The following is a 22,901-nucleotide window of genomic DNA, read 5'->3' on the forward strand; positions in this document are numbered from 1 at the left end:
CTTGGATCGAAACCACGACAACGGAATGGAACCATGACCCTAAAATTTTTACTGGTCGGCGCCCTGGCGCTGGGCTTGGCCCCGCTAGGCGCGATGGCCGACACCTGGCAGGAACGGGACGACTGGGCGGCGCTCTTTCAGGAACATGATGCCGAAGGCACCCTGCTGGTGGTGGATCAGCGCCAGGATGTCCAAGCCGCCTGGGTGCATGACGCCGAGCGTGCCCGCCAGCGCTTCGTGCCCGCTTCCACCTTCAAGGTGCCCCACACCCTGTTTGCGCTGGATGCCGGCGTGGCGGACGACGAGTTCCAGGTGTTTGACTGGGATGGTATTGAACGCGGATTCCCCGCATGGAATGCCGATCAGGACCTGCGCTCGGGGATGCGTAACTCGACGGTGTGGCTCTTCCAATATTTCGCCCGGGAGCTGGGCGAGGAGAGTGAGCGCCGCTACCTGGAGGCGATCAACTACGGCAACGCCGAGATTGGCGACGATCTCGAGAATTTCTGGCTGGAGCCGGGCAACTTGGAAGTCTCCGCCGAGGAGCAGGTCGACTTCCTCCAGCGCCTCTATCGCAACGAATTGCCGTTCGATGAGGCCGACCAGCGGCTGGTCAAGGACCTGATGATCGGCGAGGCCGGTCGCGACTGGATCCTGCGCGCCAAGACCGGCTGGTCCGGCGAGTACGGCTGGTGGACGGGCTGGGTCGAATGGCCCAGCGGGCCGGTGTTCTTCGCCCTCAACATCGATACCCCCAACCGGATGGAGGATATTCCCAAGCGCGAAGCCATCGTGCGCGAGGCCCTGCGTGGCCTGGAGGCGCTGCCTTAAAGGCTATCCGGCCTCACCCAAACGCCGTCTGACTGAAACTCTTGCGGCGGGTGATCTGACGGTGCCAGGCCGCGAGCTCGGGGCGGCCCTCGGCCCACGCCACCTCGGGCAGCCGGAACGTCAGGTAGTCCAGCGCGACGCCTACGGCGATATCGGCCAAGGTCATGGCCGACGCCCCCTGGGCCTCATCGTGCTCCTGCTCCAGCTGGTCCAGGATGCGCTGAAAGGCCCGCTGGCGGCGCTGCCCCAGCACGCTGCCGTCGGCCTCGCGGCCCTGATGCTTGCGCGCGATCACCGTGGTGAAGGCGGCATCCATCAGGCCTTGGCCGAGGCCGAGCCGATGCAGCACTTCGCTCTGGCGTGATGGTGGCATCAGCGTCTCGCCAGCGCCGTGCCCCTCGAGGTAGAAAGCAATCAGCAGCGATTCGCTCAGCGCCGTGCCGTCCGCCGTGACCAGAGCCGGAATGCGCCCGGCGGGGTTGGCCTCCAGCAGTGCGGCATCGTCGGCCCAGGGGTCGCACCAGCGCAGCCTTACTGTCTCCGCCAGGCCTTTCTCCATCACCGTGATACGCACCATGCGGGCATAGGGTGAGGTCGCGTTCAGAAAGAGTTCCATCAGTGCCTCCTGGGTGGCGTGGAAAATGCGCCGTGGTGTGCCTGCAGGCCACGGCTGAGGAGTACCAGCACGAAACCGCCGGCCAGCATCACGCTGCCGATGGCGAAGAGAGGCGTATAGCTGCCCCACCCAGCATAGAGGGCGGACATGCCGTAGCCCGAGGCCGCCTGTGCCGCGGCGAACGCCGCAGTGGCACGCCCCCAGAGCCGTTTGTGAGCCGCCGGGCCGACCAACTCGGCAAGGCGGCCGGAGGTCAAGGCCACGATCCCGGGGATCATGGCGCCGACCACCAAGGAAGAGATCGAGCGGCTGAGTAGATCCAACGACAGCAGCGGCAAGGCGACCGCGGTGGCCTTGGCCAGGAACGCCAGGGCCAGCCCACGCTGCCAACCTAGCCGCCGGGCCGCGGCGCTAGCCAGCAGCGGCCCGCACACCGCGCCCAACCCAAACAGGCCCCACTGCAGGGCGGCGGAGGGGTGTCCCAGGGCATGCTCCCTGGCCAGGTAGTCGACCCAGAACAGCGTATGTGGCACGTACCCCGCGCCATCCAGGACATAGGCGCCTATCACCAGCAGCACGGCAATGGCCACCCCCGTGTGGGCTCGGGGTGTACTTGCTCCCTCGGACGAAGCGGGCTCGGATACCGTCAGGCGTGCCAGGCCGCGGTCACCGATTACCCCCACTGCCAGGCTCAGTACGCCAAGGGCGAGCCAGGTCGCCATCAGGCTGGTCTCGAGCAGCAGCGGCACGACCCAGGCCGAGAGCAGCGCCCCCAGGCCGATGCCGGCAAACGCCAGGGCACCGATATGGGCGCGTCGGTCGACTGGCGTGGCGGTTAGCGCCAGGGACGGGCCGACCACCATCAGGATCCCCCCAGCGATGCCGGCGGCCAGCCGCCAGACGAAGAACCAGGCAAAGCTAGCAGGCCATGCACAGAGCAGAAAACTCAGCGCAATGGCCGCAAAGCAGATGCCGAGCAGCGCCCGCGGTGGGTAGCGTTCGGACAGACTGTGGCCGGAGAGAGCCCCGAACAGGTAGCCGAGCAGGTTGGCTGCGCCGAGATAGGCCCCAGCGCTGGCGCTGAACCACTGCGCTTCGATCACCGCCGGCAGCAGCGGGGTATAGGCAAAGCGAGCAAGGCCGATCCCGGCGAGGGTGGCCATGACGCCCGTGAGCAGGGCGGGAATATCTCGCTTATCGATCATGCAGATGAGTCCTGAGTCAACGCCACTACAGCACACGTTACGTGACGGCTGATATTCATGGAAAATGATTTGTTTTGATATAAACTATCTTGTTATGTGATTTTCATGGCTCGGCCGGAGGCGCCCATGCAGCTCAAGTCTCTGCGTCTATTGATGGGCGTGGCGGAAACCGGCAGTTTCGTTGCCACCGCTCAGCGGCTGCATACGGTGCAGTCCAACGTCACGGCGCATATCAAGAAGCTCGAAGAGGAACTGGGCGTGCAGCTCGTTCATCGGAGCGGGCAGGTCCGGCTGACCACGGCCGGGATGGCCCTGGCGGAGTATGCCGAGCGCATACTCAGCGCCCACGATGAGGCGCTATCGCTGTTCAAGGGCGACAGGGTGGCCGGCAGCCGGCTACGCATCGGTGCCATGGAAACCACTACGGCGCTGCGCTTGCCGCCGGTGCTGGCCGCCTTTCATGGCGCCTATCCGGAAGTCGATCTTCAGCTGCACACAGGCCCAACGGCCTCGCTGGTCGAGCGGCTGACGGAGGGGCTGGTCGACGGCGTATTCGTGGCGGGACACCTCGATCACCCTCACTACCACCTCGAGAAGGTGTTCAGCGAAGAGCTGGTATTGGTGAGCGCCAACCCGATGATGGCCATGCCCACCACCGAGGCGTTGTTGACCGCGACCTTTCTCGCCTTCCGCCAGGGCTGCAGCTATCGCCAGCGCATCGAACTACTGCTGGCTCACTGTGGGGTCAGCGCGGCCCGGATCTTCGAGCTTGGCTCGCTGGACGCCATGCTGGGGTGCGTCGCTGCCGGCATGGGCTATACCGTGTTGCCAAGGGCCACGGTGGAGGCTCACCAGCACCGCTTCGGTATTCACTGCCTGGCACTGCCAGCCCCCATCGCGCAGGTCGACACCTACTTTGCCGCCGCCCAGCCGGCCACCTGGACACCGGCACTGGCGCGTTTCGTCGACACTCTACGCCAGGTGGCGGCTAGCGATACCCGCCGTCCAGAGGCGGAGGGTGTGTAGCGCCACGCAGTGCCATCTCCCTCCATTGACACCTTGCCACTTCCGCGCGAGCCTAAGGGGCAGCGCCGCAAGGCGTCCCCGTCCGCGGAAAGGGCTGCGCCCAAGATTCTAATCGATCACCCCATACGACTCCCGGCCTGTCCGGCGGACGCAGGCATATGGAGGGATTCGTATGACGTCACTTTCCCGGCCGGATGCCCGGTCCCACGGCCGCTTCAATCTCGAGCAGCAGCGCAAGCGCGCCAAGGAACTGCTCAAGGCGGTGCGTGCCGCTGAGCCGGCTGCACAGGCGCGATTCCTGCAATACGTGCCGCCCCGCGAGTCGCCGCTGACCCTTGCCGATGCCCAGTTCGTCATCGCCCGCGAATGCGGCTTCCCTAGCTGGCCAAAGCTCAAGGCCCATACCGAGTCGCTGGATATGTCGCGGCGGCTGGTGACCGAGCGAGGCGACCGTGACCTGACGACCCTGCATATCCGCTGTGGTTCGGATATCGAGCATAGCCTGCGCATGGCCGGCTTCGAGGGCGACTTCCTGGAGTTCTCCGATCCCTTCTGCCTGGGCCCGCTGCGCGATCTTCCCCCCGAGGAGCTGATGCGTCTACGTGCTGGCTTCCTGGCCGGGCTTTCCGGCATGGCTGAGGGCGATATCCTGGGGCGTCTTGTAAAGAGCTATAAGGGGCTGGATGAGCTGGCACACTACGCGCGGATCGTGCTGTGGTTCGAGCATGATAGCTACGACCAGCTGCTCCTTGCCTACCTGCTGCATCGCTTACGTCAGCACCTGCCAAGCGCCAGGATCGAGCTGGTGGCTGTGGAGTCGATACCCGGCATCGAGCGCTTTATTGGTATCGGTCAGCTCGCGCCGGACCTGCTCGCCTGGCTATGGCGGCAGCGTCGACCTGTTGAGGCGCCGCTGCTCGACCTGGGTACCCGCGCATGGCGCGCGCTCACCGCCGATAACCCCGGTCCCCTCGAAGACCTGATCGCCACCGGTACGCCGGCCTTGCCGATGATGGGGAGGGCGCTCGAGCGGCATCTGCGGGAGCTGCCAGAGGCGAGCACCGGCCTCGGCCTGACGGAAACGCTAACGCTCGAGATCGTACGCGACCACGGCCCCTTGCCGGTGGGCAGGGCCTTTGCGCTGCTGATGCGCGAGTACGAGCCGTTGCCCTACCTGGGCGACCTGATGTTCTGGTGGCTACTACAGCCGCTGATGAGCGTGTCGCAGCCGCTACTACAGATCAGCGATACCCATCAGGAGTGGCCGCATCGCCAGCTTGCACTCACGGGATTGGGGCAGGACGTGCTCGAAGGGCGACGCCACTGGCTGGATCATGCATGCGGGGAGCGATGGGTGGGCGGGATACGCATTTGTCCACGAGCAAGCAGTTGCTGAACCCTGGAACTTGCAAGTAGGAGGAGAGGGCGCCCGCCGGGCGCCCTGGCTTAGATCTGTGCCTGCAGGTAGTTCTCTCTGCCCAGCATCTTGATCAGCCTAAGCTGCTGCTCAAGCCAGTAGGCGTGGTCTTCTTCGGTGTCGGCCAGCAGCCCCAGCAGCACGCTGCGGGTCTGAAAGTCACTCTCCTTCTCGCACAGCGCGATGGCGTCCTTCAGGGCGTCACCCACCTCGTACTCGAGCTGCAGGTCGTTGTCGAGCATCTCCTCCACGTCCTTGCCCACGCGCACCGGAGTGCGGGTATGCATGTCGGGCTTGCCTTCCAGGAACAGGATTCGCTCGATCAGCTGCTTGGCGTGGTCCTTCTCGTCGTCGAACTCATGGGCGATGCGTTCATAGAGCTTGGTGAAGCCCCAGTCGGCATACATCTCGGAATGGATGAAGTACTGGTCCATGGCGGCGAGCTCGGCCGCGAGCAGGCCGTTCAAGGCGTCGATGATGTTCTGCTTGCCTTTCATGGGGTTACCTTTATTAGCACGATATATGAGTAAGGTATCCTAGAAGGAAATGCGGTAATGGTCAATTTTTCCTTTAAATTCAGTGTCTTGATATTAATTTCGCGTGCGATTTGCATTCGGTTTCCAGCATTCGGGCTCGCTTGCTGAACGAATGGAGCTCATCTATTAGCTGGCGTGTTGGAGCGTCACGGCTTGCCAGAATGTCTCCGCGGCCCTGCCACTGAGGTCCCGCTCGCGGTAGAGCTTGATGGCAATGGGCACCCGCCACGCGTCGCCACCCGCCGCTACCAGCTTCCCCGCGTCCAGATCGTCCTCCACCAAGGTGCGCGGCAGCCAGGCCACGCCCCTGCCATCCAGCGCCATGGTGCGCAGCACCGAGGCGGCATGGGCGGTAAAGACCGTATGCACCGCGCAATCGTTCAGGCGCCGCTCGAAAACCGCACGGATGATGCGCCCCAGGCCTGATTCCTCGCTGTAGTGGAGCAGCGGCGCGCTGGCCCCGCCCCCCAGTGCAAAACGGGCCGCGCCCGAGTCGTTCGGTAAAGAGACCGGTATCAGCTCGTCGACACCGACCTGAATGGCGAGATAGCTATCCGTGTCCAGTACCCCTGGCGCCAGCGAATGGGTGTGGCTCAACACGAACTGCGCTTTGCCCTCCTGCATCAGCGCCTCGCAGCGCTGTAGTACATCCGACATCAGCTGCACCGACTCGAGCGCGGCCGAGGCTTCCAGGCCGCGCAGCCAGCGTGGCAGAAAGGTGAAGGAGAGCGCGTGGGTAGAGGCCAGGCGCAGTGTCACCGAGCTGGCCTCGGCCACTCGCTGGGCATCCCCCGGTACCCGTGAGACGCGTGCCAGTAGATCCTGTGCCACGCCGAGAAACCACTCACCGACTTCCGTCAGCCTGGCGGGCTGGGTGCTGCGGTCGAACAGTTCGGCACCGACCCACGCCTCCAGCGCACGAATGCGGCGGCTGAACGCGGGCTGGGAGCTGTGCCGTTCCTCGGCCGCGCGGGAAAAGTTGCCGGTTGGCGCCAGGGCCAGAAAGTCTTCGAGCCAGATGAGGTTCACTGCCGGTTCGTCCCGTGCATGACATCAGTGAAATTGAGCATTGGCCGCCAGCCCCTGGGTGAGTCGATCATGGCCTGACGTCGTTACCCTTGGAGACCCAGTATGAAGATCGTCGAGATTCGCGAGAAGACCCTGCCCATCAGTTCCTCCATCCGCAATGCCTACATCGACTTCAGCAAGATGACCTTGAGCCTGGTGGCCGTTATCACCGACGTGGTGCGCGACGGCAAGCCGGTGGTCGGCTACGGCTTCAACTCCAACGGGCGCTACGGCCAGGGCACCCTGATGCGTGAGCGCTTCATCCCCCGGGTGATGGAGGCGACCCCGGAGGACCTGCTCGACGCCAGCGGGCGCAATCTCGATCCGCACAAGATCTGGGACGCCATGTTCATCAACGAGAAGCCCGGCGGGCACGGCGAGCGCTCGGTTGCCATGGGCACCATCGACATGGCGGTCTGGGACGCCGTGGCCAAGATCGAGGAGAAACCGCTGTTCCAGCTGCTGGCCGAGCGCTACGGCAGCGGCCAGCCCGATCCCAAGGTGTTCGTCTACGCGGCCGGCGGCTACTACTACCCCGGCCAGGATTATCGCAAGCTGCAGGATGAGATGCGCAGCTACATCGACCGCGGCTATAACGTGGTCAAGAAGAAGATCGGCGGGGCCTCCCTGGAGGAGGACCTGCGCCGCATCGACGCCATCATGGACGTGCTGCAGGATGGTCAGAAACTGTGCGTGGACGCCAACGGCCGCTTCGATCTGGAGACCGCCATTGCCTACGCCAAGGCGCTCTCGCAGTACGATCTGTTCTGGTACGAAGAGCCCGGCGACCCGCTCGACTTCGAGCTGCAGGCGACCCTGCGCAGCTTCTACGCCAACCCCATGGCCACCGGCGAGAACCTCTTCTCGATGCAGGACGCGCGCAACCTGATCCGCTACGGTGGCATGCGCCCCGACCGCGACTGGCTGCAGTTCGACTGCGCGCTGAGCTACGGTCTGGTCGAGTACCTGCGCACCCTCGACATGCTCAAGGAGCACGGCTGGTCGGCGAGCCGCTGCATCCCCCACGGCGGCCACCAGATGTCACTCAACATTGCCGCCGGCCTGGGCCTGGGCGGCAATGAGTCCTACCCCGACCTGTTCCAACCCTTCGGCGGCTTCCCCGATGGCGTACGCGTGGAGAATGGCTTCGTGACCATGCCCGAGCTCCCGGGCATCGGCTTCGAGGGCAAGGCCGACCTCTATCGCGTCATGCAGGCGCTATCGGCCTGACCGCAGCTCTGGCCTTGCCGTCAGCTCGTCCTGAGGATGAGCGGAGGGGCCGTCATCAGCCTCGGCGATCACTCGCTGCGGATCCGGGGCGCCGTCGGCCACCTTGCGGCGCTGCCGTAGCAGGTCCAGCAGGCCACTGCCGAGCAAGGCGAGCAGGATCAGGCCGCCACCGGCGAAGGCCAGTGCGGGTGGCACCTCGCCGACCCACCACCACACCAGCAGGGTACCCACCAGGGTCTCCAGCAGCATCACCAGGCTGGCCTCGGCGCCGGACAGGTAGCGGGGCCCGGTCTGGATCAGATAGTAGGCCGCCGGCAGAAACACCAGCCCCATCAGCAACAGGCGTAGCAGGTCCGACGAAGAGGGCAGCTGCATGCCGCCCATGGCCAGGGCCGGCAGCAGCATCACCAGACAGCCCAAGGGCAGGATCACGGTGGTATCCACGCCGCGTTGGGCGCTGGCCACGGTCATGTTGACGGCGATCGACAGCGGAATCGCCAAGGCCACCACCATGCCCAGCAGCGAGCCCTGTTCCATCTCACCGACAGCCATCAGCCCGGCTCCCAGTACGCAGAGCAGTATCACGATCCAGGTTTGTACCCGGAGTCGCTGACTGAATAGCAGCAGTCCCAACACGCCCGCCACCAAGGGAGCCAGGTTCTGGATCACCAGCACATTGCCGGCGGCGGTAAGGCGCACCGCGGCCACGAAACCCCAGGCACTGCCGGCAAAGGCCAGTGGGCACCACAGGGCGGCCGGGCCACAGGCGCGCAAGGCGCGGGGCAGCCCGCGACCATAGCGGGCCAGCGCCACCAGACCCAGCATCATGCCCAACAGCAGCGCCCGCCAGAACACGAAAACCTCCACCTCGACCTGAGTGTCCTTGACGAAGAGGGCGTCCGGCGAGAGCAACAGCACCCCAGCGCCGGTGATCAGGTAGCCACGGGCGCGCCTGGGAAGTCCTTGCCACATGAGGCCTCTCCTTGAACAGCAGTTCCGCCAGTCTCGACGGTTACCAGAAAAGCGCAGGCCGGAAAGCGTACCGAGGCTGCCTGGTCGCGACATGCCAAGCTGCTCACTGTGCATGGCTGCGCTGGGGATAGTCCCCACAGCGCAAGGAACTTGGGATAGGGTAAGCAGCAGTCGAGCGCCACGCTGCGTTCACCCCCCATCGTTGCCAGGAAACGTCTTGTATGTTGAATTCCCGTGCGCTTGCCTATCTGAATGAAGTGAGTCGGCGCGGTTCATTGCGACGCGCTGCTGCTCACTTGAACGTCGATCCCTCGGCCATCAGCCGCCAGCTCAAGCAGCTTGAGGAAGAGCTGGGCGTTCGAGTATGCGAGCGCTATGGCGGCGGCATGCGCACCACGGAAGCTGGCAAGCTATTGGTGCACTATTTCCATGCGCAGCGCTCAGCGGAGGAGGCGGTGCTGTCGCAGCTGGTTGCGCTTCAGGGCGTTGCCCGAGGGGAGGTGCGGATTGCCGTTGGCGAAGGCTTTATTGCCGACCTCATCGACGCCCCGATGAATGCCTTCATGAACGCTTTTCCCGGCATAGAAGTGGAAATCCGCATGGCCGGCGTCAATGAGGCCATGTCACTGCTGAAGGACAGCGAGGTGGACCTGGCCTTGCTCTACGCGCCGCCCGTCGACCCGGTGCTTCACTGCCACGTCGAGACACGTCAGCCCCTCGATGTGATCGTGCCTCCCGACCACCCCCTCCTGACCCTGACGCGTCCCTTGAGGTTGCGGGACTTGGCTGATTGGCCCCTGGCACTCATGGATAATCCCTTCGGCATGCGCCAGATGGTCAACATGGTGGCCCACCAGGAGCGGGTGCATCTCAAGGCCAGGCTGCACACCAACTCCGTGGCGGTGCTGAAGAACTTCGTACGCTCCGGCATCGGCGTGACGTTCATGCCGGAATTGACGGTGATGGATGAAATCGAGCGTGGCGAGATTCACCGCCTGCCTTTGTCGTACCCGATCATGAGCGAGGCGCGTGCCCAGATCGTGAGCCTGGACGGACGCGAACTGAGCGTGGCCGCCCAAACCTGCTTGACCCACCTTAGCCAGGGGATGCGCTTCTTCCGCGGCGATGCGCCAAGGCTGCTGACCGAGCAGGTCTGAATGTTGCTTTATTAGCAACGCTTTGGGTATTGCATAGTCAACGGATCAATCCATACCCTGCTAATGTCTTACCAATAACAAGGAGCTTGTCGATGACCGTCTCGACGTCTTTTCCGCTGACTGCCCTGGCGTCTGCCTGCCTGCTGGGGAGTGCATTGCTCACTGGCCAGGCCATGGCCGCGACCACCATCAACCTGAGCTACAACGGCGCACCCGATCCCGACAAGAATGCCGTGCATGTCTTTGCCACCAACCTCAAGGAACTGGTGGAAGACAAGACCGATGGCGAGATCCTGCTGGAACTCTATCCCAACAGCATGCTGGGAGAGGAAGAGGATCGCATGGAGCAGACCATGAACACGCCCAAGCTGAACGTGGCATCGTTCGCAGGCGTCTCACCGCTGGTCGATGAAATCTTCGTCAGTGCGATTCCGTTCCTGTTCGATGACTTTGACGACGCTCGTACCTTCTTCGATGAGGGCGGCTACTGGCGTGAGGTGGAGGCTACCCTCAAAGAGCGTGCCGGTGTCGATATGTTGGCGGTGGTAGAGGAGGGGGGCTTCCTGGCCTTTACCAACGATGAGCGGCCGATTACCCATCCCGATGACTTCGAAGGGCTTCGCTTCCGCGCCATGGATCCCAGCCAGGTCGCGCTGTATGAATCCTTCGGTGCATCAGGGACACCGATTCCCTGGACGGAAGTGTACATGTCGCTACGCACCGGCGTTGCCGATGGCCAGATGAACCCGCCGATGTACATCATCCTGGGCAGCCTTTACGAGGTGCAGGACTACCTGACGCTGGCCAACATCCAGTACTCCAACCAGTTCCTGGTCGGCAACAGCCAGATGATCGAGGGGTGGGACGACGAGGTGCGCGACGCCTTCATGGAAGCCGTTGCCGAGGCTAACCATAACGCCCGGGTTCACAACGAGTCCCAGGTGGAGGAACGTATCGCCTTCCTCGAAGAGCAGGGCATGGAGGTGATCCGCCCCTCCGAGGACGACCTGGCAGCCTTCCGTGATATTGGCCAGCCGGCCTACTTGGAGTGGCTGTCCGATCGTGGCATCGAACAGCGCTGGATCGATATGGCGCTCGAAGATGCCGGCATGAGCGATCTTCTCGACTGATCCGGGCCGCCAGGACTATTCGGGGCCGGTATGTCCGGCCCTTTTCCCTACAGGACGTTCATCATGTCGTCACTGCGCCATCGCGTGCTGGCGATCAGTCGACCTTTGTCGCTGACACTCGCCGCCAGCCTGCTCTTCATCAACTTGTGCGCCATTCTGTATGGCGTCTTCATGCGCTACTTCGCCGGTGGCGCACCGATCTGGACCGATGAGCTCGCTCGGTTCCTGATCATCGGCACGGTCATGCTCGCCGCCGGTGCCGTCTGGGTAGAGGGCGGCCATATGCGTGTGGCGCTGATCGAGCGTCTGCTGCCGCCTGCGCTGACTCGCCTGCTGAATATCTACCAGTGGCTGCTGACGCTTGGCATTGCGCTGGGTGGTGCCTGGGTCAGCTACCGTTACGCCCTCTCCGTCAGCATGTTCACCACCTCGGGGCTGGGCATTAGCCGCACGGTTCCTCTCATGTCGCTGCCCATCGGCTTTGCCCTGCTGGCCTGGCATGTGCTCTGGTACGGCCCCGCCCCCCTGCGGGTCGCGACGGAGGACGCTGCATCATGATCTTGACCATGCTGGCGGTGTTTCTGGGCCATGTGCTGCTCGGCCTGCCCTTGTTCATCGCGCTGCTCACGACGGCGCTGGTCGGCTTCTTCTTCGTCGACCCGAGCATGATTCCGCGGATGATGCCCCAGCAGTACTTCGGGGGTATCAATGTCTTCTCGCTGATGGCGATTCCCCTGTTCATCCTGGCGGGTAACCTGATGAACGTCAGCGGGCTGACCGAGCGCCTGATGGGGCTGGCGCGCCTGCTGGTGGGGCATTTCCGCGGAGGGATGGGCCACGTCAACGTCGTCTCCAGCGTGTTCTTTGCCGGCGTCAATGGCTCCGCGGTGGCCGACACCTCGGCGCTGGGCTCGCTGCTGGTACCGGCGATGGAGCGGGAAGGGTATTCACGCGCCTTTGCGGCTGGTCTCACGGCGGGTAGTTCGCTGATCGGGCCCATCATTCCGCCCAGTATCTTTATGATTCTCTACGCGTCGCTGACCAACACCTCGGTGGGGGACCTGTTCCTGGCCGGGGTGATCCCGGGCCTGCTGTTGGGGGTGGCGTTCATGGCCATGAACGCCTGGTACGCGTGGCGCAACGGCCTGCCGAAGCGCGGCCAGTTGCCGAAGGCCAGGGAGCTTGGGCTGGCAGCGGTCGCCGCCCTGCCGGCGCTGGTGGCGCCATTCATCATCGTGGCCGGCATCGTCATGGGCGTTGTCACACCGACCGAGTCGGGTGCCTTGACCGCCCTGTATGTCGCGCTGTGTGGCATCGTGCTGGGCGGGCTACGGCTGCCTCAGTTCTGGCAGGCGATTGTCGATACTTCGCGTCTCACCTCGGCGATCTTCCTGATCATGGCGGCATCGGCCACCATCAGCTGGCTACTCTCCTACGCTCAGGTGCCGGCGCAGTTCGTCTCACTGCTCTCGCCCTACATCGATAACGCCTTCTTGATCCTGCTGATGCTCAGCGCCATCACCTTCATCACCGGGATGTTCATGGAGGAGGTCTCGTCGCTGATGCTGCTCACGCCGATCTTTACGCCGGTCGCCATGATGGCCGGGATCGACCCCGTGCACCTGGGCATCGTCATCACGCTCAACATTACCATCGCCCTGATCACGCCACCCATGGGGGCCTGCGTGTTCGTGGCAGCGGCAGTCAGCCGGCTGGAGATCGTCTCGCTGTTTCGGACCATCTGGCCGTTCGTGCTGACGGCCATCGCGGTCCAACTGCTGCTGATCCTGTTCCCCCCGCTCACCTTGTGGCTGCCCCATGTCCTTGGATAAGACCATGCCGACCTGCAACTCCCCAACTGCCGACGGCGCCCCATTGCCCCGGGTCCCCAGCCTGGAGGCTCCCGAGTGGGAGCGTGTGTCGGCGCTACCAATCTCAGAGTGTGGTGAGCGGCTCATTCCGATGAGCCTTGCACCCGAACCCGTCAAGGTGTTCCCCGCCTATGCGCGCCTGGGTATCCCCGGCGCCGTACCCGAGTGCTTCGTGCGCGAAGGGGTCTACCGCGCGCTGCTGCAAGCCGCCCGGCAGTTACCCGAGGGCGTCGGCATGGTGGTGCTCGATGGCTGGCGGCCGTGGCGCGTGCAGCAGTATCTGTTCGATACCCTGCATGAAGCGATCCACCACCATCACCCTTCTCTGGATGAAGGGGAGCTCATGGTCCGCACTCGCGAGTTCGTGTCACTGCCGAGTCGTGATCCACTGGCGCCGAGCCCGCATCTGACCGGTGGCGCCGTGGATGTGACCCTCTGCGATGCCGACGGCATGCCCCTCGACATGGGGACACAGTTCGATGAAGCCATCCCCGCCTCGCACACCGATCACTTCGAGTCCCTTACGGCGCTGAGCGCGGCGCAGCGCCAGGCGTGTAATAACCGTCGCCTGCTCTACCATGTGATGCAGGAAGCGGGGTTTACCAACCTGCCCAGCGAGTGGTGGCACTACGATTACGGCGATCAGCTCTGGGCCCACTACCGCGGGAGCGGTGTCGCCCGTTACGGCCCGGCTGAGCTCGACACTATCGAAAGTCGCTGGCGCCGACAGTTTGCAGATAGGTAGCGCTTAGCATCAGCGCTGATCCGCGTTAATTACCATCGGCCGAGTAGGCTACTTCGCGTTGAGCCTCGAGGGCTTGGAGCCGTTCTTCCAACGCCTGTTTGATGCCGGTATACGCCGAGCTACCGAGCGCCAGCCGCAAGGGGGGATTCGGCTCGTCGGAGGTGGCGATCATGGCGTCTACCGTCCTGGCGGCATCGCCCTTTATCTCGAAGCTGCCATCTGCCACGGCACGCCTGACGTCGCCCGCCGGCGTTGCCTCATAGACCTCCATGGGCGTTCCGTGCACGAGCCCGGTGGCGAAGTCGGTCGCAGTGGGGCCCGGTTCCACAATGATGAAATCGATGCCGAGCGGCGCCACGTCCTGGGCCGTCGATTCGACGAAACCCTCGATGCCCCACTTGGTGGCGTGATAGAGCGAGAAGTTGGGATAGGCCTTCTGACCGCCTTCCGAGGAGACCTGCACGATGCGCCCGCCCCCCTGGGCGCGCAGGTGGGGTAGTACCGTGCGAATCAACTGGATCGACCCGGTGAGATTGGTCGCGATCTGGTGGTCGATCTGCTCGTCGCTGAGCTCTTCGGCGGCGCCGAAGAGGCCATAGCCGGCGTTGGACACCACCACGTCGATACGTCCCATGCGAGTAAAGGCTTCGCGGGTGACCTCGCGAATCCTTGATACGTCGGTGAGGTCGAGTGTCAGCACCGTGAGGCGTTCGCCATGGCGCTGCTGTAGTTCGTCGAGCACGCCTTCCCGGCGCAACGTGGCGACCACGCGGTCGCCGCGGGCCAGCACGCGTTCTGTCATCAACCGGCCAAGGCCTGAGGATGCCCCGGTAATCAGCCATGTCTTGCTCATCGTTACGTTCCTTACGTCGGGTGGATTGACCATTTCATGGTGGCGCACCCGATTGGCAAGAAGAACTAGGCTAATATGGTACGAACTAGTGAATAATGTTCACCAATAAGCAGGCTGAACATGACCAAACCGACACTGACCGATCTGGATGCCTTCGCCGTCGTCGCCGCTGAGCGCAGCTTCCGTCGCGCGGCCGATCTCATCGGCGTCTCGCGCTCGGCACTGAGCCATCGCATGCGACACCTGGAAGCGCAGCTCGGCGTACGGCTGTTACACCGTACCACCCGCAGCGTCTCGCTCACCGATGCCGGCAGCCGGTTTCTGGCACGCATGACGCCCACCTTGAAGGAGTTGAATGCCGCGTTGGATGCTCTCTCCGATGACCGCGGCGAGCCCAGCGGCCTGCTGCGCATCAATGCCAGCAAAGGCGCGGTCCGGCTGCTGCTCGCCCATATCGTCCCCACCTACCTGAGCCGATACCCGGCGGTGGAACTCGACCTCGTCAGCGAAGGGCGGCTCGTCGACATTGTCGAGCGGGGCTTCGATGCCGGGGTGCGGCTTGGCGAGGCGGTGCCCCAGGACATGATTGCGGTAAAGCTGGGCGGCGACATGCGCTTCCTGGCAGTGGCCTCGCCGGACTACCTACGCCGCTTTGGCACCCCAAGCGTGCCCGATGACCTGCACAAGCATCGTTGCATCCGTCAGCGCTTGCCCAGCGGGAAACGCTACCGCTGGGAATTCGAGCAGCGCGGTCAGGAAATGGCCATTGACGTGCCCGGTGCACTGATGCTCGACGACAACGATCTCATGGTCGAGGCGGCCGCCGACGGCCTCGGTATCGCCTTCGTTCCCGAGCTTGTGGCCAGCGACCGGCTCGCATCGAGCCAGCTCGTGGCGGTGCTGGAAGATTGGAGCCCGCCATATCCCGGCTTGATGCTCTACTACCCCGGGCACCGCCATGTACCCGCTGCACTGCGTGCTTTCATCGACCTGTTGAAAGAGCCTGAGACTCAGGCTGACATGGTTAGGGATCTGGTGGCCCACAGCAGCAAGCCATTTCCGCAATAATGTCCAAGCCACTGGAGCGAGCCGGGCCTACGCTGTGCCGTACTGGTGTCAGGGAGGTGTGATGTGGCCAAGCAATCCAGTCGGTTCGATTACTTCAAGAGTCGGCATGTCCCAGAGCTTACGGTGCTATGGGCGTCGCTGAGCGACTTCAGCTACGACCGCCACGCCCACGAGGAGTACGCTGTAGGTGTTACCCTCGCCGGGCAGCAGGATTTCTTCAGCAACGGGGCGTTCCACCGCAGTTCGCCGGGTAATGTCGTCCTGCTCAATCCTGAGGAAGTGCATGATGGACACCCAGGCAACGACAGTACGCTGGGCTATGTCATGGTGTATGTGTCTCCCCGTCAGGTGGAGTCAATGTTTGCCGACGCGGTGGGGCGCGAAGACGCCGGGCGATTTAGGAGCAGGGAAACGCTGATCTCGGATCCCGTACTGCGCCACGCCATCCTGGATCTCTCCCACTTGGTCACGCAGCAGGCGGGCACGCGCATCGAGCAGGAGCACTCCCTCTACCGGATAGCCACTCGCTTGGTACAGCGCAGCGGCATGTTCCAGGTAGACGGCAAGGTGAGTCGGCCCGATGCGCTGTTGATCCGTGCCAAAGAGTACATCCTGGCGCATCTCAAAGACGACGTCTCGCTGGATGACATCAGCCAGGCCGCCCATCTCTCGAAGTACCACTTCCTGCGGCTATTCCGACAGCAGTACGGCATCACGCCGCACCAGTACGTGCTCAACTGCCGGGTCAATGCCGCACGCCACGACCTGGCGGCAGGCGCACCACCCAACGAGGTGGCTTTCCGCTACGGCTTTACCGATCTAAGCCACTTCAACCGGCGCTTCAAGCGCATTTACGGCAAGACGCCCCATCAGTACCAGCGCAGTGTCACGGCACGCCACTGAGCGCAAGCCGCCCGGCGAGTCGTAACGCGCTAGCCCAACGGGAGCTCACCCAATGCTAGAGATCGTCGCCTATGCCCTGGGCGTCATGTACACGCCTGGGCCCGTGAATCTGCTCGGCCTCAATGCGGGCCTCAACGGCCAGGCCAGAACATCCCTCGGTTTTTTCGTCGGAGTGGGCCTGGCCATGCTAATCCTCTTGCTGGTGTTCGGCTGGGCCGGCGCGGCCTGGCTACGCGGTGATATGCTTGCCTTGGTGGGGGCACTGGGCTGTGGCTATATCCTCTATCTGGCCATCAAGGTTGCTTGCTCCAGCATTGATCTGAGCGCCGCGCGGCGGGGGCCCTCACGCGTGTTGAGCTTCCGTGACGGCCTGATCATGCAGCTGTGTAATCCCAAGGCCATGATCGTCACCTTGCCGATCGCCACCATCCAGTTCCCCGCAGCCGGCATCCATGGCGCCAGCCTGGTGCTCTGGTCGTTTGGGCTGGCGGCGCTGGCCTTCGGTGCCCCCGGTAGCTACGCGCTGGTTGGCGCCGTGGTCGGGCAGCGTATCGAGAACCCTGCCATTCTGAAGGGGTTTAGCCTCGCCATGGCCACGCTGCTGGTGTGGGTTGCGATCTCGATCAGTTACGAGCACGTATGGCTGCCACTGACATCGGGTGGGCTATGATGAGGTGTCCACTGAGCATCCCATCTTTCTGGGCCGGTTGTCGTTAGCAGGCACGAGGCTGCAATTCCCGCCGGTGAGCGGCTGATAGAAGTCGAACGCGCCATCGAAGAGGGCTTCGCCGAGCGCCGCCTGGACGAGGAAGGACTACGCCAGCGGCTCGCCGACGCCGAGGAGGCGCGGGCCGAGCTACGCTTCGTGCACCTGGCTACCCACCTCGACACGCTGCCGATTCTCGATGATGACCAGGTGGCGCGATATAACGACCTGCGTGGCTACACCAACGCTCAGGACGATCCCTGCGACAGCGTGCCCGAGGGGCACGATCCCGAGCGCTACCGGCAGCACATGAGCTGCGATTGACGCTGGCCTCGCTTCAGCGTTAGCGGGCATTGTCGCTCTTGCCTGGCGCGCTTTTCAGCATGCCGGTGCCAACGATAACCGCTTTTCCTGCAATCCGAATCACCCAGTCACTCCCAACGACGTCGGCGCTGGCGAAGATCTGGCTAGGCCGCCCCATCTCGACGCCCTGGTGAATCTCCCAGCGGTACGCGCCGGTTGTTCCGCTACTGACGGCCAGGTGGCCGGCCAGGGCGGAGGCGGCACTGCCGGTGGCGGGGTCTTCACGCCCGCCGCCTTTGCTTGAGAACATCCGCGCTCGTATAACGGAGTTGCCATGATGGAGGCTGCCCATCGCGTACAAATAGATCTGATCGTAGCCGCTTGGGGATACCCACTCCGACCAGACATGGGCCGAGGGCTGGGCTCGCTTCAGTGCGTCGAGGGAATCGAGTTCAATCAGATGATAAGGCAGCCCGCAGGACGCTAGCACCGGCTCGCCCACGACCTCGGACGCATCCAGGCCGAGCAGCTGTGCAGCGGCGGGCGGGTCAAGCGTGCTGGCTTGAATCTCGATCGGCGCCGCGGTGGTAAATCCGGCGAGATCATCTTCATAACGGACCACCAAGGGGCCGACGCGAGCCTCGAGGGTAAGGGGGCTATCACGCTTGGCTATGCCCAGCTCTGCCAGAAGGTGGGCAGTACCCACCGTCGGGTGGCCCGCAAAGGGCAACTCTCTGGCGGGTGTAAATATGCGGATGGGGTAACGCCCGGGAGCGATAGCCTCAGCGACGAAGACGGTTTCAGAGAGATTCAGCTCGTTGGCGATTGCCTGCATCGTGTCGCTAGTCATGCCCTCCGCTTGAGGGAACACCGCGAGCGGATTACCGCTGAAGGCGCGATCAGTGAAGACATCGAGCAGGTGATATTCATGCTGCATCATCATTACCCCCGAGCAACCCGCAAGCGTTAGGCATTGCCCTCATTGCCGATCGTCTGGATGACCTCGAAACCCTCGAACTTCGGTGGCCCCAGGTAGAGCCCTTCGCGGCGGCTCTGCCCGGCGTTGGCGTGGGCGGCGCGGAACGCCTCGGAGTGGGTCCAGGCCTCGAAATCCTTGCGGGATTTCCAGATCGTGTGTGAGGCGTAGAGGACGTGGTCCTCTTCCTCGGGGCCGCGCAGCATATGGAATTCTACGAAGCCGGGCAGGCCCTGTAGGTGGGACTCCCGCTCCAGCCAAATCTGTTCGAACTCCTTCACACGCTCTGGGTTAACCCGAAAACGGTTCATAGCGATAAACACGGTGCGACTCCTTGTGGGATGGTTCACATGATCGTCGAGTGACGATGCCAGCTTACCTTAGGGGAGCTGGGTGGAGTATGGTAGCCAAGGTGCTTGCCGTCGTTGGAACGAGCGAGCCCTAAAAACGATAACGATAACGCCAGGGCACATACCATGATTCAGCGACTTCTCGTTCTGCTGGTCGCGTTCGCACTATCGAGCGCGGCCTTCGCCAATCTGCCACACACTGACGCCACTCAAACCAGCGACAGCGTCACACTCAGCGCACATGCCCAGCTGATGACCGCGCTGGAAACCACCAACGACAGTGCTCTGAGTGAACCCTGTGAACGTCACGTCGAGTCGGATGGGCTACTGTTGGCACAGGGCTGCTGCCGCGTGTGCCGCACCGGCAAGGCCTGCGGAAACTCCTGTATCAATCGCAACTACACCTGCCGACAGCCGCCTGGCTGTGCGTGCAATGGGTAAGGGGCTTGGCTGCATAGAACCTTACCGGAACAGGATGGCCGGTTATGCTCAATCACTGAGCTGTCAGCCGCGCCTGATAAGCCAAGCCCTCCTCTATGGAGGGCTTCGCCAGGCCGAACGACCTACCGGCTAGGTAGTCGTCTCGTCCTCTTCCACGGCCGGTTCAACGGGGTCGCCGTTCTCATCCACCAGCTGTTGGTCATACGCCGCCTGTAGGCCAGTCTCTTCCACCTCCGGCTGTGCCTCGGGCTCTTCTTCTGCGGTGTCTTCTGCTGTTTCCTCTGTCCAGTCTGCCCAGTAGTCGATGTGGCCTGGATAGATCGGTGACAGCATCGACGCCAGAATGCCGATCATCGCGAAGACCGAAAAGGCCTCGGCATAGCCGAGCCTACCCACCAGCGCGCCGATCACCGGAGAACCCGCCGCCTGGCCGAGCGCCACCGCCATGAACGGCAGTACCGGCCCCACCGAGAGCCGGCCCGGCAGCAGGCGGATGCCGGTCATCAGATACAGACCGGTCAGGCTCATATAGGCGAGGCCGAAGACCAGCGCCGAGAACATCGCCAGCCCTAGCTGCCCCGGGCTCGCGGCAAGCAGTGCCAGGCTCGAGGCCAGCATCATCAGCATCAAGGCTTGCGTGATCGGCGGGTTATTGCGGTCGGCCAGGTCACTCACCATGGCTCCCCCAAGGCCGGCGACACCCACGGCGAACCACAGCCAACCGGTGTGGCCAGGGGAGAGAGCGCCGAGGGTGACCGCCAGGTCCGGTGCAAACAGCCAGTAGGGAGCGGACACAAAGCCCATGGTAAAGGCGAACAGTGTCAGGCGTATGAGGCGTGACCACTGCTGTCTGTTGATCGGCTCCGGCGGGACGGCGTTGGCCGGTATGATCCGCGATACCGAGGGGATGAAGAACCACGCCGCCACGACCCCGATACCCGCCAGCACCGCGAACATGGCATAGGTGAAGCGCCAGGCATCGAAGAGAAACACCACGGTGGGTACCGCCACGATGATGCCGATGCTGGTGCCAGCATTCATGATCGAACTGACGCGGCCGTGCATCGTGCGGCTGACCAGCGCCTGCATGGCGCTAGTCAGCGCCGGCATCATCAAACCGGTACAGATGCCGCAGATAAATACCCCAACACCCAGCGAGAGTGCGTCCGATGCCTGACTGATCAAGGTCAGGCCGCCGGCGCCGAAGCTGCCCGAGAGGACCGCCAGGTTTCGCGCCCCCAGGCGGTCAGCGGCGAGCGGTGCGACCAGGGTGGCGAGCACGAAACTGATGAAGGGCAGCGACCCGATGATGCCGATCCGGTGGGCCGTCAGCTCGAGCTCGTCGCTGATGGAGGGGACGAACAGGCCGAAAGCGAAGCGTGCAAGCCCGTAACTGATGGCGATGAGCCCGGCACCAAACAGGGCAAACCCCATATTCGACAAGGTTCTCATTGGGTATTGCTCCGGGCCGACGCCAGCAGGGTGCCGGCCATTGCGCGAGTGTCAGAAAGGGCCGTTTGCACGCCGAGCAGGGCCACCGCCATATTGCTGCCTTCCAGCATCATGAACAGATGCCGCGCCAGGCTGGCGTGGTCCTCCAGCGCGTCGCGTGCCACGGCGGCCTCGAGGCGAGTCAGCAGGTCGATCTTGGCGGCTGCCGCCAGGGCATGGATGTCGATGCTGTGCTCGGCAAATTCCCCCATTGCCTTGGCCATGATGCAGCCATGCTGGCTGTAGCGTTCCAGCCAGTCGCCGTGCGCATCGACCAGGGCCATGGTGGCTTGGCCCGGTGCGGCGTTGGCCGTTGCCGCATCGAGATGGGCAAGGAAGCGCTCATGGCGGGCCGCCAGCACGGCCATCACCAGCGCCTCCTTGGAGGCGAAGTGGTTGTAGAGGGTCATGCGCACTACGCCGGCCGCCGCGACGATGCGGTCGATACCGGTGGCGTGGAAGCCCTGCTCATGGAAGAGCTGCTCGGCGGTGGCGAGTAGCTGGTCGCGCTTGGAGGCTGGCATCGGCGGTTTTCCTATATAGACCGATCTATCTAAATTCGTGCCATCTAAGTACGCCACGCCCGGCGGTGTCAAGCAATGCGACAGGCAATACCGTTTACTTGAACGGGGAATCTCCCGCCGCCCAGCGCTAGGTTAATGGCAGATGCGCTGCCGTAGGGCAGGGCGCTGTCCGACCAACAAAAAATGGGGAGTTTGTACGATGTCGCTTTCAGGCATTTCATCCATACGCAACCGGCGGGCAGCCAGCCTGATGGGGGCCGGCTTGCTGGTGGCAGTAGCGTCACCAGCCAGCGCCAGCGAGTTCGAGGAGCGGATGCCCCCGGGCATGCTGATCGAGATGGTGGACCCGACGCTCTGTTCGCCGCCGCCAGAGGATATGTCCGATGCGGAAATCATCACCATGCTCGACAGCGACGATCCAGACATGGCGCCACCCATCGCTGGCGTCTGGGAGCGAGAGGACGGACCCTGGCGTGCCTACGGCCAGGGTTGGTTCAACGACAGCAGCAGCGGCCTGATCGTCGGCACGATGCTCATGCTGAGAAGCGACAGTGACGAGCTGCACTATCTGTGCCTGGTGCTGTCGCCCCACAACGAGACGTCGATGCTGGAAGGCGAGGCCGCCGTGGTTGGCCCTGACGTCGAGACCATCGATGGCGACACCTTCATGGCAATGGGGATGCTGGGAGAGCGTCAGGAAGGACTGGCCGAGGTGCTGGCCGAGACTGGCAGTGTCCACTTCGAGCAGGCGACAGAAGATACCCTGGAATGGAGCCTGTCCTTCGATGGCCGCCTGGTGGGCATGGACGAGCAGCCGCTGGAGGATGCTGCGATGTCCCTGACGCTCGAGGGCGAGCTGAGCAGGGACGTCTCGATGCGGGTCGTCGATTGGGGGCGTGATGACCTGGTGGATGCCTCGGCGCCTTCCGTCAGCGAGGAGGAAATCGCTGAGGTCGAGGCACTGTTTCGCGATGATATTCGCCTGGAGGTCGAGCCGGTTCTTACACCGGACAGCAGCGAGATCGTGCAGCGCAGCGTCTATCGCTATGACTACGACACCTTCGCCTCGCGCTCCGACGACAGCGGCTGGCGCAGCACCCGCGAGTATTTCTTCTACCGAGACGGTGAGCAGCTGGTGCCCTTTCAGCGGCCCTCCAGCGATACCGACTTGAGCCGCTTTTTCGATGGCCTGCTCGCCCCAGACTTCGTGATCGACGAGGCCAACGCTGACGACTTCCGTGCGCTGTTGATCACGCTGACCGGTGAGGACTTCTTCGAAGAGGAGGATGTCCAGCTGGACAACATCGTCAACTTCCGCCCCGATGAGTGGATCTTCTTTACCGGCACCTTCTTCGACTACTACAAGGCCTTTGTGGTCTACACCGACGACGACGGCAGGCCGGAAAAAGTGCTCTATCGGCTCAAGCAGCAGGAGGTTTCCTGATCGTTTGATGAACCAATGCGCTGCTCATGCGAGGTCTC

At 63.5% G+C, this 22,901-nt stretch carries 25 protein-coding genes; 15 read left to right on the top strand and 10 right to left on the bottom strand.

Annotated elements, in window-relative coordinates:
* Nucleotides 1–33: 33 nt before the first annotated feature.
* On the top strand, nucleotides 34–831 hold the full coding sequence (gene blaOXA, locus BLT16_RS04660; RefSeq protein ID WP_089657371.1) for a class D beta-lactamase: 798 nt from the start codon (nucleotides 34–36) through the stop codon (nucleotides 829–831).
* Between the two features lie 13 nt (nucleotides 832–844).
* Here the strand turns inward: blaOXA and BLT16_RS04665 are convergent, their stop codons facing one another.
* Both BLT16_RS04665 and BLT16_RS04670 read right to left on the bottom strand, forming a co-directional pair.
* Nucleotides 845–1,447: a glutathione S-transferase N-terminal domain-containing protein gene (locus BLT16_RS04665; RefSeq protein WP_089657372.1), complete on the bottom strand. Its 603-nt coding sequence runs from the start codon at nucleotides 1,445–1,447 to the stop codon at nucleotides 845–847.
* Nucleotides 1,447–2,652 (bottom strand): YbfB/YjiJ family MFS transporter, encoded by a 1,206-nt coding sequence (locus BLT16_RS04670; RefSeq protein WP_089657373.1) that lies wholly within the window; start codon nucleotides 2,650–2,652, stop codon nucleotides 1,447–1,449. The genes BLT16_RS04665 and BLT16_RS04670 overlap by 1 nt, the downstream gene beginning before the upstream one ends.
* A gap of 126 nt (nucleotides 2,653–2,778) precedes the next feature.
* On the opposite strand from BLT16_RS04670, the gene BLT16_RS04675 reads away from it, so the two are divergent.
* The gene (locus tag BLT16_RS04675; RefSeq protein WP_089657374.1) at nucleotides 2,779–3,678 is read left to right on the top strand and encodes a LysR family transcriptional regulator; all 900 of its coding nucleotides are present in this window, start codon (nucleotides 2,779–2,781) and stop codon (nucleotides 3,676–3,678) included.
* Nucleotides 3,679–3,850: 172 nt separating this feature from the next.
* On the top strand, nucleotides 3,851–5,074 hold the full coding sequence (locus BLT16_RS04680) for a DUF1835 domain-containing protein (protein ID WP_089657375.1): 1,224 nt from the start codon (nucleotides 3,851–3,853) through the stop codon (nucleotides 5,072–5,074).
* Nucleotides 5,075–5,124: 50 nt separating this feature from the next.
* Here BLT16_RS04680 and bfr read toward each other — a convergent pair whose 3' ends face one another.
* Nucleotides 5,125–5,592 carry a bacterioferritin gene (gene bfr, locus BLT16_RS04685; protein ID WP_089657376.1) on the bottom strand — a complete coding sequence of 156 codons (468 nt, stop codon included), beginning with the start codon at nucleotides 5,590–5,592 and terminating at the stop codon, nucleotides 5,125–5,127.
* Nucleotides 5,593–5,757: 165 nt separating this feature from the next.
* Nucleotides 5,758–6,660 (bottom strand): LysR substrate-binding domain-containing protein, encoded by a 903-nt coding sequence (locus BLT16_RS04690; RefSeq protein WP_089657377.1) that lies wholly within the window; start codon nucleotides 6,658–6,660, stop codon nucleotides 5,758–5,760.
* Nucleotides 6,661–6,762: 102 nt separating this feature from the next.
* On the opposite strand from BLT16_RS04690, the gene BLT16_RS04695 reads away from it, so the two are divergent.
* Nucleotides 6,763–7,929 (top strand): mandelate racemase/muconate lactonizing enzyme family protein, encoded by a 1,167-nt coding sequence (locus BLT16_RS04695; protein WP_089657378.1) that lies wholly within the window; start codon nucleotides 6,763–6,765, stop codon nucleotides 7,927–7,929.
* On the opposite strand, the gene BLT16_RS04700 is transcribed toward BLT16_RS04695, so the two are convergent.
* A complete protein-coding gene (locus BLT16_RS04700; protein WP_089657379.1) occupies nucleotides 7,918–8,901 on the bottom strand; it encodes a DMT family transporter in 984 nt (327 codons plus the stop codon). The genes BLT16_RS04695 and BLT16_RS04700 overlap by 12 nt on opposite strands.
* A 221-nt stretch (nucleotides 8,902–9,122) precedes the next feature.
* Here BLT16_RS04700 and BLT16_RS04705 point away from each other — a divergent pair, with 221 nt between their 5' ends.
* The 5 genes from BLT16_RS04705 (at nucleotide 9,123) to BLT16_RS04725 (ending at nucleotide 13,804) form a co-directional block, all read left to right on the top strand.
* Complete coding sequence (locus tag BLT16_RS04705) at nucleotides 9,123–10,058, top strand: LysR family transcriptional regulator (RefSeq protein ID WP_089657380.1); 936 nt, start codon at nucleotides 9,123–9,125, stop codon at nucleotides 10,056–10,058.
* Between the two features lie 92 nt (nucleotides 10,059–10,150).
* The gene (gene dctP / locus BLT16_RS04710) at nucleotides 10,151–11,188 is read left to right on the top strand and encodes a TRAP transporter substrate-binding protein DctP (RefSeq protein ID WP_089657381.1); all 1,038 of its coding nucleotides are present in this window, start codon (nucleotides 10,151–10,153) and stop codon (nucleotides 11,186–11,188) included.
* A gap of 63 nt (nucleotides 11,189–11,251) precedes the next feature.
* Nucleotides 11,252–11,746: a TRAP transporter small permease gene (locus BLT16_RS04715; RefSeq protein ID WP_089657382.1), complete on the top strand. Its 495-nt coding sequence runs from the start codon at nucleotides 11,252–11,254 to the stop codon at nucleotides 11,744–11,746.
* Nucleotides 11,743–13,020: a TRAP transporter large permease gene (locus tag BLT16_RS04720; protein ID WP_089657383.1), complete on the top strand. Its 1,278-nt coding sequence runs from the start codon at nucleotides 11,743–11,745 to the stop codon at nucleotides 13,018–13,020. Before BLT16_RS04715 ends, BLT16_RS04720 begins: the two co-directional genes overlap by 4 nt.
* 130 nt (nucleotides 13,021–13,150) lie before the next feature.
* Entirely contained in the window at nucleotides 13,151–13,804 is a 654-nt protein-coding gene (locus tag BLT16_RS04725) for a M15 family metallopeptidase (protein ID WP_340148242.1), read from the top strand.
* Between the two features lie 25 nt (nucleotides 13,805–13,829).
* Here BLT16_RS04725 and BLT16_RS04730 read toward each other — a convergent pair whose 3' ends face one another.
* Nucleotides 13,830–14,657, bottom strand: a complete 828-nt coding sequence (locus BLT16_RS04730; RefSeq protein ID WP_089657384.1) for an SDR family oxidoreductase — start codon at nucleotides 14,655–14,657, stop codon at nucleotides 13,830–13,832.
* A 120-nt stretch (nucleotides 14,658–14,777) separates the two neighbouring features.
* Here BLT16_RS04730 and BLT16_RS04735 point away from each other — a divergent pair, with 120 nt between their 5' ends.
* From BLT16_RS04735 to BLT16_RS20800, 4 genes are all read left to right on the top strand, one after another.
* Complete coding sequence (locus tag BLT16_RS04735) at nucleotides 14,778–15,725, top strand: LysR family transcriptional regulator (RefSeq protein WP_089657385.1); 948 nt, start codon at nucleotides 14,778–14,780, stop codon at nucleotides 15,723–15,725.
* A gap of 63 nt (nucleotides 15,726–15,788) precedes the next feature.
* On the top strand, nucleotides 15,789–16,628 hold the full coding sequence (locus BLT16_RS04740) for an AraC family transcriptional regulator (protein ID WP_245701458.1): 840 nt from the start codon (nucleotides 15,789–15,791) through the stop codon (nucleotides 16,626–16,628).
* A 52-nt stretch (nucleotides 16,629–16,680) separates the two neighbouring features.
* Nucleotides 16,681–17,298, top strand: coding sequence for a LysE family translocator (locus BLT16_RS04745; protein ID WP_089657386.1), 618 nt, complete (start codon nucleotides 16,681–16,683; stop codon nucleotides 17,296–17,298).
* Between the two features lie 195 nt (nucleotides 17,299–17,493).
* Nucleotides 17,494–17,658, top strand: a complete 165-nt coding sequence (locus BLT16_RS20800) for a hypothetical protein (RefSeq protein ID WP_176817160.1) — start codon at nucleotides 17,494–17,496, stop codon at nucleotides 17,656–17,658.
* 19 nt (nucleotides 17,659–17,677) lie between these two features.
* Here the strand turns inward: BLT16_RS20800 and BLT16_RS04750 are convergent, their stop codons facing one another.
* Both BLT16_RS04750 and hmuQ read right to left on the bottom strand, forming a co-directional pair.
* Nucleotides 17,678–18,574, bottom strand: a complete 897-nt coding sequence (locus BLT16_RS04750) for a PhzF family phenazine biosynthesis isomerase (protein WP_089657387.1) — start codon at nucleotides 18,572–18,574, stop codon at nucleotides 17,678–17,680.
* Nucleotides 18,575–18,603: 29 nt separating this feature from the next.
* The gene (hmuQ, locus tag BLT16_RS04755) at nucleotides 18,604–18,936 is read right to left on the bottom strand and encodes a heme-degrading protein HmuQ (protein WP_089657388.1); all 333 of its coding nucleotides are present in this window, start codon (nucleotides 18,934–18,936) and stop codon (nucleotides 18,604–18,606) included.
* Between the two features lie 153 nt (nucleotides 18,937–19,089).
* On the opposite strand from hmuQ, the gene BLT16_RS04760 reads away from it, so the two are divergent.
* The gene (locus tag BLT16_RS04760; protein ID WP_089657389.1) at nucleotides 19,090–19,404 is read left to right on the top strand and encodes a hypothetical protein; all 315 of its coding nucleotides are present in this window, start codon (nucleotides 19,090–19,092) and stop codon (nucleotides 19,402–19,404) included.
* Nucleotides 19,405–19,533: 129 nt separating this feature from the next.
* On the opposite strand, the gene BLT16_RS04765 is transcribed toward BLT16_RS04760, so the two are convergent.
* Together BLT16_RS04765 and BLT16_RS04770 are read right to left on the bottom strand one after the other, a co-directional pair.
* Nucleotides 19,534–20,856: an MFS transporter gene (locus BLT16_RS04765; RefSeq protein ID WP_089657390.1), complete on the bottom strand. Its 1,323-nt coding sequence runs from the start codon at nucleotides 20,854–20,856 to the stop codon at nucleotides 19,534–19,536.
* Nucleotides 20,853–21,419 (bottom strand): TetR/AcrR family transcriptional regulator, encoded by a 567-nt coding sequence (locus tag BLT16_RS04770; RefSeq protein ID WP_089657391.1) that lies wholly within the window; start codon nucleotides 21,417–21,419, stop codon nucleotides 20,853–20,855. The genes BLT16_RS04765 and BLT16_RS04770 overlap by 4 nt, the downstream gene beginning before the upstream one ends.
* A 199-nt stretch (nucleotides 21,420–21,618) precedes the next feature.
* Here BLT16_RS04770 and BLT16_RS04775 point away from each other — a divergent pair, with 199 nt between their 5' ends.
* On the top strand, nucleotides 21,619–22,863 hold the full coding sequence (locus BLT16_RS04775) for a hypothetical protein (RefSeq protein ID WP_089657392.1): 1,245 nt from the start codon (nucleotides 21,619–21,621) through the stop codon (nucleotides 22,861–22,863).
* Nucleotides 22,864–22,901 lie beyond the last annotated feature (38 nt).

It is taken from the genome of Franzmannia pantelleriensis (assembly GCF_900102875.1).
GTDB classification, from domain to species: domain Bacteria; phylum Pseudomonadota; class Gammaproteobacteria; order Pseudomonadales; family Halomonadaceae; genus Franzmannia; species Franzmannia pantelleriensis.